Origin of the sequence: Archangium sp. (genome assembly GCF_036389735.1) — a bacterium.
In the GTDB taxonomy this organism is placed as follows: domain Bacteria; phylum Myxococcota; class Myxococcia; order Myxococcales; family Myxococcaceae; genus Archangium.
The window spans coordinates 1-6,711 of the sequence record NZ_DASVWK010000062.1; the positions used below are offsets into that span (position 1 = coordinate 1).

8 protein-coding genes and 1 pseudogene are annotated in these 6,711 nt (G+C 70.7%); 5 read left to right on the top strand and 4 right to left on the bottom strand.

What is annotated here, in order from left to right; genetic code table 11:
• Nucleotides 1–456, bottom strand: a 456-nt coding sequence (locus tag VF794_RS02355; protein WP_331107279.1) for a GAF domain-containing protein, incomplete at its 3' end; no start/stop codon positions are given.
• 45 nt (nucleotides 457–501) lie between these two features.
• Here VF794_RS02355 and VF794_RS02360 point away from each other — a divergent pair.
• The gene (locus tag VF794_RS02360; RefSeq protein ID WP_331107281.1) at nucleotides 502–1,101 is read left to right on the top strand and encodes a Maf family protein; all 600 of its coding nucleotides are present in this window, start codon (nucleotides 502–504) and stop codon (nucleotides 1,099–1,101) included.
• A complete protein-coding gene (locus tag VF794_RS02365) occupies nucleotides 1,098–1,763 on the top strand; it encodes a YggS family pyridoxal phosphate-dependent enzyme (RefSeq protein ID WP_331107282.1) in 666 nt (221 codons plus the stop codon). The genes VF794_RS02360 and VF794_RS02365 overlap by 4 nt, the downstream gene beginning before the upstream one ends.
• Nucleotides 1,764–1,782: 19 nt before the next feature.
• Here VF794_RS02365 and VF794_RS02370 read toward each other — a convergent pair whose 3' ends face one another.
• A complete protein-coding gene (locus tag VF794_RS02370; RefSeq protein WP_331107284.1) occupies nucleotides 1,783–1,989 on the bottom strand; it encodes a hypothetical protein in 207 nt (68 codons plus the stop codon).
• Nucleotides 1,990–2,281: 292 nt separating this feature from the next.
• On the opposite strand from VF794_RS02370, the gene VF794_RS02375 reads away from it, so the two are divergent.
• The 3 genes from VF794_RS02375 to VF794_RS02385 are packed head-to-tail and all read left to right on the top strand — an operon-like array spanning nucleotide 2,282 to nucleotide 5,721.
• Nucleotides 2,282–3,094: a DUF3108 domain-containing protein gene (locus VF794_RS02375; protein ID WP_331107286.1), complete on the top strand. Its 813-nt coding sequence runs from the start codon at nucleotides 2,282–2,284 to the stop codon at nucleotides 3,092–3,094.
• Between the two features lie 36 nt (nucleotides 3,095–3,130).
• Nucleotides 3,131–4,807, top strand: coding sequence for a DUF4091 domain-containing protein (locus VF794_RS02380; protein ID WP_331107288.1), 1,677 nt, complete (start codon nucleotides 3,131–3,133; stop codon nucleotides 4,805–4,807).
• Nucleotides 4,808–4,836: 29 nt separating this feature from the next.
• Nucleotides 4,837–5,721, top strand: coding sequence for a DUF3108 domain-containing protein (locus VF794_RS02385; RefSeq protein ID WP_331107290.1), 885 nt, complete (start codon nucleotides 4,837–4,839; stop codon nucleotides 5,719–5,721).
• Here VF794_RS02385 and VF794_RS02390 read toward each other — a convergent pair.
• Complete coding sequence (locus tag VF794_RS02390) at nucleotides 5,711–6,079, bottom strand: hypothetical protein (protein ID WP_331107292.1); 369 nt, start codon at nucleotides 6,077–6,079, stop codon at nucleotides 5,711–5,713. The two genes, VF794_RS02385 and VF794_RS02390, sit on opposite strands and share 11 nt — an antisense overlap.
• Before the next feature lie 77 nt (nucleotides 6,080–6,156).
• Nucleotides 6,157–6,711: pseudogene (locus VF794_RS02395) on the bottom strand (hypothetical protein); the annotation flags it as partial.

Sequence of the window (6,711 nt, forward strand, 5' to 3'; positions counted from 1 at the left end):
GAAGGGCCTGTCGATGACGCCGTTGACCAGCTCGATGACGCCGAGCACCTGGCCGCGCGCGATGAGCGGCACGGCGACGATGGAGCGGGTGCGGAAGGTGGACGCGTCGTCGAAGCGCGAGGCGAAGGCCGGGTCATGGGACACGTCCTCCACCAGCCGGGCCGTTCCCGTGGCGAACGCCGTGCCGGCGATGCCCTCGCCGGGGGCCAGCTGGAGCCCCTTGAGCACCTCGGCCCCCTCCCCCACGGCGATCTCGAAGTAGAGCTTCCCCGTTCGGTCGTCCTGGAGCAGGAGCGACCAGTTGCGGGGCCTCAGGAGGCTGCGCACCTTCTCCATCATCAGGTTCAGCACCTCGCGCACGTCGAGCGTCGAGGTGAGTGCCTTGGCGATGTCGTTGTAGGCGGCGAGTTGCTCCACCGTGCGCGTCATGGCCGCGAGCAGGTCCGCGGGATTCATCCAGATCCACTCCAGGGCGCAGTTCTGCTAGAGGCCAGCCGTAACATGCACATACCAGTGGGTCAAACCCGGCTCGTTCTCGCGTCCGCTTCGCCGCGTCGGCGCGAGTTGCTCGGCCAGCTCGGGCTGAGCTTCGTGGTGTCCGCGGCGGACATCGACGAGACCCCCCAGCCCGGCGAGCCGGCCACAGCCTACGTCCTGCGTCTGGCCCGGGAGAAGGCCCGTGTGGTGGCGACCCGGAATCCCGGGGCCTGGGTGCTGGCGGCCGACACCACCGTCGTCCGCGGGGACGAGCTGCTCGGCAAGCCCCGGGACGAGGCCGAGGTCCGCGAGATGATGGGCCGGCTGTCGGGTAGGACACACGAGGTGCAGACGGGCGTGGCCCTCGCGGGCCCCGGAGGCGAGCACTCGACGGTGGTGCGAACCCGCGTCACGTTCCGTTCACTGAGCGTGGGGGAGATCGCCTGGTACGCGGGGACCGGCGAGTCCCTGGACAAGGCGGGCGGTTACGCCATCCAGGGAAAGGGCGGATTCCTGGTGGAGAAGATCGAGGGCAGCCCCACCAATGTCATTGGCCTGCCCCTGGGCGAGACGCTGGAGCTGCTCGCCCGGGCCGGCGTGCCCCTCCCCTGGAGTGCCCCATGAGCGGTGTCGCGGAGCGGCTGACGGAGGTACGGGAGCGGGTGGAGAAGGCGTGTGCCCGCGCGGGCCGGGAGCCCGGGTCCGTCACCCTGGTGGCGGTGTCCAAGCTGAAGCCGGCGGCCCTCATCCGCGAGGCGTACGCGGCGGGGCAGCGGGACTTCGGGGAGAACTACGCGCAGGAGCTCCGGGACAAGGCCGCGGAGCTGGCGGACCTGGAGGGCCTGCGCTGGCACGCCATCGGTCCGCTCCAGACGAACAAGGTGAAGTACGTGGCGAAGGCCGCCCTGTCCTTCCACGCGCTGGACCGGCTGGAGGTGGCCCAGGAGCTGTCCCGCCGCCGGATGGAGTCACCCCTCCCCTGCTACGTGGAGGTGAACGTGGGCGGGGAGTCCTCCAAGAGCGGGCTGGCGCCGGAGGCACTCGGGCCCTTCCTGGAGGCCGTGCGCGCACTGCCGGGGCTGCGGGTGGAGGGACTCATGTCGCTGCCCCCGCCCACCGAGGACGAGCAGGTGGCGCGCGGCTACTTCCGCACGCTGCGGGAGCTGGCCCGGCGGCACGGGCTGACGGGCCTGTCCATGGGCACCACCCACGACTTCGAGCTGGCCATCGAGGAAGGGGCCACCCTGGTCCGGGTGGGCACCGCCATCTTCGGCGAGCGCTCCTGAGGCCCCTACCCCTCGGGGCTCACAGTTCCTTGAACTTGAAGCGGCCGTTGTCCAGGGCCTTCACCACGAACTCCATGCCGCAGTAGTTGCAGAGCACCTCCTGCCCATCCGAGAGCGGCTCCTCGGTCGGATTGTTGGCGTTGCAATCCGGGCAGTCGAAGTCCTTGCGGCTCCCCTTCGGGCCCGAGTCCTTCTCGTCATCATCCTCGTAGTGGTTCAACGCCATGACGTTCCTCCGGGGGCGGGAGACTACCAGCCTCGCGAGGGGAAACGAGCCCCCTGCTCACTCGGGCTCCCCCCCGCCAGGTCGGATGCTGGACGACCGGGCCCCACCTGCCTCCCGCGCGAGCGGGCATGAACGGTGGAATTCGCGGTTGAATGGGCCCTCGCCACATCCGTCCATGAGGATGCAGCAGGACGCCGTGTTCTGGCCGTGGAGTTGGCGCGTCAGGAAGCGGCTGCCTACTTTCCGCACCTGCCATCTGGCCAGGTCGCGGGGACCGAGCCAGGAGCCATCGATGCGGAAGCAGTTCAAGGGAATGTTCACCGGGTTGCTGTTCAGCCTCCTGCTGTCGGGGTCCGCCCTGGCGCAGGGAGAGGCCCAGACAGCCTTTGGCCCCGGCGAGCAGGCGCGCTACCGCGTCCAGTACCTCGGGGTGACCGCGGGCTCGGCGCAGGTGACGGTGGGTGCGCCCATGAAGCAGTGGGGCAAGGAAGTGTGGCCCCTCATCGCGGTGGCGAAGACGGAGTCGGTGACGGGCGTGTGGCCCATCAAGGACAAGTTCGTCTCCTACTGGGACTTCGGCACGCAGCGGGTGCTGGGCTCGGACATGATGGAGGACGAGAACCGCCGCCGCCGCCGCGTGCGCGTGAAGCTGAGCGATGACGGCCGCTCCGCCCAGGTGGTGAAGCAGAAGGAGGGCGAGACGCCCCGCGAGTACACCCACGAGCTGGCCGAGGGCACGCTCGACATCGCCGGAGCCACCTTCGCGCTGCGCAACCGCGTGCTGGAGGTGGGCAGGGAGTACGCCTATCCCGTCTTCACCGGCTCGAAGAGCTTCCAGATGAAGGCGAAGGTGGAGGCGAAGGAGACGCTCTCCACGGACCTCGGAAAGCAGGAGGTGTACCGGCTGCGCGTGTACACCGAGTTCTCCGGCAACCTGAAGTCCAAGCGCGACATGGTGGCCTGGCTGACGACGGACGCGCGGCACGTGCCGGTGCGCGTCGAGGCGGAGCTCGCCCTGGGCGCGCTCGTCGCGGAGCTCACGGGCTACGAGCAGGGCAAGGTCGTCCAGCCGGCTCCGACGGCAACGGCCAAGAACGATACCTAGCGGAGCGGCCCTCGGTGGCCGCGGACAGGGGGAGACATGGGGGCGGGTTGGGCGGCACAGTGGATGCTCGCGGGGATGATGGCCGCGACGCCGGAGCCGCGGGTGGTGTCCTCACTGGAGAAGGTGCGGCCGGGTGTCGAGGTGAAGGGGGAGAAGGAAGCCCGGGTGAGTCTCGCGCGAGGTGAGTGCGAGGCCGCCCAGGTGGTACTCCCCCCGGGCCTGTCCCGCGTCCAGGTGAAGCCGCTCGCGCTGCGTGGACCGGGCGGCGCGCCGCTGGAGGCCGCGGTGTGGCGCGAGGCCTTCCTCGACGTGAAGACGCCCTCCAACGCGAAGGGAGCCACCGGGCCCTGGCCGGACGCGCTGGTGCCGGTGGAGGCCCCGGCACAACCGGGAGTGCCCACCGTCCTCGACGTGGAGCTGTGCGCGCCCGAGGCCCAGGCACCGGGCACGTACCAGGGCGCGCTGCGCGTGGAGGCGGATGGCAAGCCGCTGGCGCCCGTCCCCTTCACCGCCGAGGTACAGCCCTTCGTCCTCCCGGCCACGGCCTCGCTGCCGACGAGCTTCGGCGTCTCGCTCTACACCATCGCCAAGGCGCACGGGCTGAAGCCCGAGTCCCCGGAGGCCCGCGAGCTGCTCGGGGCCTATGCGCGCGAGCTGCTGGCGCACCGCATCAGCGCCCATGGCATGAGCATGGACGCGCCCCCGGTGCGCTTCGAGGGGGGCAAGGCGGTGGTGGATTTCCGCGCGTACGACGCGGAGATGGCGCCCTTCCTGGAGGGAAAGGCACTGCCCTCGGGGGCCCGCTTCACCACCGCCGAGGTGCGTGACAGCCGCCTGGCCCGCACGGACTCGGAGAAGGAGGCGTACTACCGCGCCTTCGCCGAGCACTTCCGCCAGAAGGGCTGGCGCGCGCAGCTCTTCTTCTACGCCAAGGACGAGCCCAAGCCCGAGGACGTGCCGCTCGTGCGCTCCCAGGCGCTGCGCGTGCGCGCGGCCAGCAAGGACGTGCCGGTGCTCGTCACCGCCCCGTTGGACGAGGCGCTGCGAGGCTCGGCGGACATCCTCACCCCCACCCTCAACTGCTTCTTCCCGCGCCCCGGGCCACAGACGTGCCGCAACGTCGTCCCGCTGCCGGCGCTGCGCGGCAAGCTCGCGCCCCAGACGAAGGTGTGGTGGTACCAGAGCTGCAACTCGCACGGCTGCACCGGCGGCCCCGCCGAGGAGGCCGAGGTGGAGACGGCCTACAGCGGCTGGGCCTCGTACATGGTGGACCACCCCGCCCCGCTCAACCGGGCCATGGGGCCCCTGGCCTTCAGCGCCGGCGTGGACGGCGAGCTCTATTTCGACACCGTCTACGCCTACAACACGAAGAAGGATCCCTGGCAGGACATCTTCGAGTTCGGCGGCAATGGCGACGGCACCCTCTTCTATCCCGGCACCCCGGCCCGGCCCGGCTTCTCCCGCCACCAGCCCGTGACGTCCTTGCGCCTCAAACACATCCGCGACGGCCTGGAGGACTACGAGTACCTCCGGCTGCTGGACGCGCTCGGCGAGCGCACGTTCGCTCGGGAGGCCGCGCGTCGACTCGCCCGCTCGGGCTATGAAGTCGAGACGGACACCCGTCAGTGGGCGCAGGTGCGCCAGGAGATCACCACCCGGCTGCGCAAGCGCTGGGAAGCAGTCCGTCCAAAGCGAATCGAAGCACCGAAGTGATCCGGAGACCCTTCACCCTGGAACCAAGGATGATCGCCATGCGTCCCGCCCTCGCGGCCCTGATCTTCAGCTTCTCCTCCGCTGCCTGGGCCCAGCTCCCGGACTCGGACACCTCGGATGACCACAAGGCGCCGCCGCCCGCTCCGGCCGCGAGCGCCATTCCCCGCTGCGCGCAGAGCCTGCCCACCCTGCGAGCCCCGCTGGCCTTCTCCGCGGGCGAGGTGCTCGAGTTCGACCTCGACGCCATGGGCGCCAACGCCGGCAAGATGACGATGCAGGTGCAGAAGAACCAGAACGGCTCGCTGCCCGTGCAGATCAAGGTGCAGACCAACTCCTTCTTCTCGAAGGTGCGCCGGGTGAACGCCACGGCGATGAGCTACCTGCACCCCAAGACGCTGCGGACCTCGCGCTACACCGAGGACGCCACGGAGAACGAGGCGCGCCGCACGGTGGACGTGGCCTTCAACACCAAGGACCGCAAGGTCCGCGTGGACTACGTCATCAAGGGCAAGCCGGGCCGCAACGACTACTCCTACGACCACGAGGGCCTGGACGTGGGCGGCGCCATCTACATGATGCGCCAGCTGCCCATGAAGGAGGGCCTGTCCGTGTGCTTCGACGTCTACGGCGTGCGGCGCATGTGGCGCATGACGGGCACCGTGCTCAAGCGCGAGCACGTGTCGCTGCCGCTCGGCGAGTTCGAGGCCTGGCACCTGTCCGGCACCGCGGTGCGCCTGGACAAGCCGTCCATGACGCGCGAGGTCCACGTGTGGATTTCCGACGACGAGCGCCGGCTGCCGCTGGCGGCCGTGGGCAGCATCGACCTGGGCGCGGTGCGCGCCACCCTGACCTCCTACGCTCGTCCAGGCGAGAAGGCGAAGCAGGCCCAGGGCAAGGAGCAGCTCAAGTGGTAGAGGCGTGACGCACCAGCCCCGCCGCCTGCGACAGCCGGCGGCGGACGCGCGTCACCACGTCCTCCAGCACCGCCAGCCGCTGGTGCACGAGGTAGTCATCCCCCGCGTCGAGCAGGGCCAGGGGCGACAACCTCCGCGACTGGAGCGTCTCGAGCACATCGGTGAAGTGGGCCTCGACATCGCCGAGCGCCTCGAGCCCCTCCCGAAGGTCATCCTCCAGGAAGTCCAGCAGCACGGTGGAGTCGGCGCGCGCGGGCAGCGACTGGCCAAGGTTCTCCATCGCCTGCTGGAGCGGATCGCTCTCCGCGCGGCTCAGCGTCGCGCGGACCGGCATGAGGGCGGTAGAGGGCGTCGTCATGTGCGACAAGCTACAAGCCAGTAGCAGAGGGTCAATTTTTCGCACCCGCTCGCCAGAGGGAGCGGGTGCGTCCTCGCTCAAGGCGAAGGCGTGCCGCCAGCCGGAGCGCCCACGCCTCCTGCGGGGGCCCCGGTCGCCGTGCCCGTGCCCGCGGCGCCGCCCGTGCCCGTGCCCGCCACGAGACCCGGCACCGCGACCGCGCCAGGGGCCGCCCCCGGAGCCGTCGTGGGCGAGACCGTGCTCCCGGGCGGCGTGGCGGAGACCGGCTGCGAGTTGAGCGGTGGCGGCGTGGCGATGAGCGGCACCGCCTGCTGCGCGTTGAGCGGCGAGGGGCCGGCGACGAGCGGCACCGGCTGCTGCGCGTTGAGAGGCTGGGGCGTGGCGACGAGCGGCACCGCGGGCGTCTGCACCTGCTGCGGGCTCGGCGTGCGCACCACCCCGCTCGTCACCCGAGTCCCACCGAAGGCGAACTCCGGCCCGGGCACCCCGGGCACCAGTGGCACCACGGAGAACGAGCCGGTGGTGGACAGGAACTGGGACGTCTGCGGCGCTGGCGTCAGCGGCACGAAGCCACCCACCGCGGCCGGGGGCAACTGGCTGGCGATTTGTACGCGCGAGGGATCCTGGAAGCC